Origin of the sequence: Lederbergia sp. NSJ-179 (assembly GCF_022867885.1) — a bacterium.
In the GTDB taxonomy this organism is placed as follows: Bacteria; Bacillota; Bacilli; order Bacillales; family Bacillaceae_C; genus Lederbergia.
In genome coordinates this window covers 1-2,247 of the sequence record NZ_JALIFP010000087.1, presented here as the reverse complement: position 1 = coordinate 2,247, position 2,247 = coordinate 1, and the positions used below count along the sequence as shown (strand labels likewise).

Here is a 2,247-nt window from a genome sequence, read left to right as displayed (position 1 = left end):
GCAGAAGTCATTCACTTAAATGGAGATAGCTACCGAATGAAACATCGAGCTACGATTTTCACTGAAAAAGTGTAAAAAATAAATTATCGAAAATTGTAACATTCTACTTGACGGTCACATCAAGGTAAAATTTTGCAAAATGCTCCATTAAATCTCCTTTTTCAATATTTGATTCAATGGTTTCTAACACCCTTTCCAATTCAATCCATGAGTTAAATTGCTTAGTTAAAAGTTGAGTACTGGTTTTCATGGTATACACACATCCCTTTTACCGTAATAATTTTTTCAACGTGTAAAACATATTTACAGTGTATTTCGTTTTTGCCGTAATGTCAACCGTAAATGTAAATAAAATGAAATCAAATATATATTATTAATTAGATGAGAACCATTATCACAAAAATATAAATGAAAAGGAGATTAAATTGATGAGTAAACCTGCAAAAAGAATAAACATTGTATCTTTAAAATTAGTAAAGGAATCGAGCCTACTATATAAAGAACGGTCAGTAAGGTCACCAGAAGATGGATATCAATTAATGAAGTTATTCCTAGCGGACAAAGACCGAGAGCATTTCATTGTTACTTCACTTGATACTAAGAACCAGCCAGTATCAATCAATGTGTGTCACATTGGTAGCTTAAACGCCAGCATAGTACATCCTAGGGAGGTGATGAAGTCTGCAATTCTTAGTAATGCTGCATCAATCATTGTAGGGCATAATCACCCATCAGGGTTGCGAGAACCAAGTAAAGAAGATATTGAGGTTACAAGGAGATTAGCGGAAGCGGGTAAAATCATAGGAATAGATGTCCTTGACCACATCATCGTGGGCGATGAATCATTCATTTCATTGAAAGAAAAGGGCTATATCTGAAAGGAGCAGAAAACAGTGAAAACAACAAAAAGCACGATAAAAACAGAAGTCACTTATGATGACGTAATGAAGAACAAGTATCTGATTAGGAAAGAGTGGGACAAGAACAAGAAAAAGGCACTAGTTGTTATGAAAAACGCAGGTCAGGCAGATGAAATTGTGCAAGACCAAACAACAATGTACGTCATTAATAACCTTTCCAAATTGGAGTACGGTGTTGTAGAGATTGTGAATTTATTTCCATCCATTGAAAAGGATGATACAAAAGAGTCCGCTATTGAAAACTTGAAATGTATTCAAGAAGCTATCTCAAGAGTAGATGATGTCATAATTGCGGCTGGAAAAGGAGTAGAGACAAACAAGAAAGCAATTGAACGGTTAAATATGATTTTAGCCATATTGCTAGATAAGAAAGCGAACATTCTTCAAATAGAAGCGAATTTTGGTCGGAAAGGTTTCCATCCTCTTTATCCAGCTCTGAAACATCAGTGGAAATTAGTTCCGTATGACGCAGCCATAATATGAACCAATAATATTGTATTTGAAAGGAGCCAAGCATGTTTGATTACGAGCAATTGAAGGATTTTATGAAAGAGAAATTCAGTGTAGCGGTTGAAATAAATGCTTTAGGGGAGGAAACGGTACTTCTCAATCATGAGGAACTAGACAAGGAGCTGATTTCAGATGATGTGTTGCAAATATTACCGAATCCAGTTTCATTTCACACGTATATATACAATGAAGAATCAGAGTGGATTATTGGAATTGCCTTAGAAGCAAAGTCCAATAATCCACTCTTTTTAGTTTGTTTGAAAGATGGGTTAAGGATTTATGAAGAAATATTAAATAAGGGGGAAAGTAAAAATGGTTGAACAACGTAAGCCACGCTATGTGACGAGAGCAATTAATGAAGAATTGAATATTGAAATACAAATCCTTCTGTGGGAGATGTTAGATTCAATTGCAATTAAAAGAAAAGATAACATGGATTATTTGCAGGTATTGGAAATTGTTAATAGTGGCAATAAATTAAAAATAATTAATCAACAAGAACAGCCAGCCATGAGAGAAGAAATAGTAATAGAACAAGGTTCAATAGTTATCGGGAATGTTACTGTTTGGATTATTGATGAAAAAGATAAGCAAACTATGTTATTTCCGTCGGATTACTAGTGCAAGGGATTGGGATTTAATGCGGATTATTAGATTGAATGGGGAAACTATAAAGTGGACCCCATTGTCATGACACGGATTTTTAATTTTTAAGGTGGGGTAGAACGTGGATCTTCTACTATGTTACAGCCAGAAGGATTTGCATGGCTTACGAGGTTGGATTACCCACCATTAATTTTTGTTTGTGAGCCATCCT

At 34.8% G+C, this 2,247-nt stretch carries 5 protein-coding genes; 4 read left to right on the top strand and 1 reads right to left on the bottom strand.

All coding sequences use genetic code 11. From position 1 onward, the window contains the following. Nucleotides 1–103 precede the first annotated feature (103 nt). Nucleotides 104–250: a hypothetical protein gene (locus tag MUB24_RS22885; protein ID WP_244708035.1), complete on the bottom strand. Its 147-nt coding sequence runs from the start codon at nucleotides 248–250 to the stop codon at nucleotides 104–106. A 178-nt stretch (nucleotides 251–428) separates the two neighbouring features. On the opposite strand from MUB24_RS22885, the gene radC reads away from it, so the two are divergent. Genes radC through MUB24_RS22865 form a run of 4 tightly spaced genes read left to right on the top strand, consistent with a single transcriptional unit; the run spans nucleotide 429 to nucleotide 2,051 of the window. Then, nucleotides 429–878, top strand: a complete 450-nt coding sequence (radC, locus tag MUB24_RS22880) for a RadC family protein (RefSeq protein ID WP_244708033.1) — start codon at nucleotides 429–431, stop codon at nucleotides 876–878. 15 nt (nucleotides 879–893) lie between these two features. Next, nucleotides 894–1,403: a DUF1643 domain-containing protein gene (locus tag MUB24_RS22875; RefSeq protein ID WP_244708031.1), complete on the top strand. Its 510-nt coding sequence runs from the start codon at nucleotides 894–896 to the stop codon at nucleotides 1,401–1,403. 32 nt (nucleotides 1,404–1,435) lie between these two features. Continuing rightward, a complete protein-coding gene (locus MUB24_RS22870; RefSeq protein ID WP_244708029.1) occupies nucleotides 1,436–1,750 on the top strand; it encodes a hypothetical protein in 315 nt (104 codons plus the stop codon). Next, nucleotides 1,743–2,051, top strand: coding sequence for a DUF960 family protein (locus MUB24_RS22865; protein WP_244708027.1), 309 nt, complete (start codon nucleotides 1,743–1,745; stop codon nucleotides 2,049–2,051). Before MUB24_RS22870 ends, MUB24_RS22865 begins: the two co-directional genes overlap by 8 nt. Nucleotides 2,052–2,247 lie beyond the last annotated feature (196 nt).

Coding starts and splice junctions, on each gene's coding strand:
- MUB24_RS22885 (WP_244708035.1), bottom strand. CDS start 250: ATGAAAACCAGTACTCAACTTTTAACTAAGCAATTTAACTCATGGATT.
- radC (WP_244708033.1), top strand. CDS start 429: ATGAGTAAACCTGCAAAAAGAATAAACATTGTATCTTTAAAATTAGTA.
- MUB24_RS22870 (WP_244708029.1), top strand. CDS start 1,436: ATGTTTGATTACGAGCAATTGAAGGATTTTATGAAAGAGAAATTCAGT.
- MUB24_RS22865 (WP_244708027.1), top strand. CDS start 1,743: ATGGTTGAACAACGTAAGCCACGCTATGTGACGAGAGCAATTAATGAA.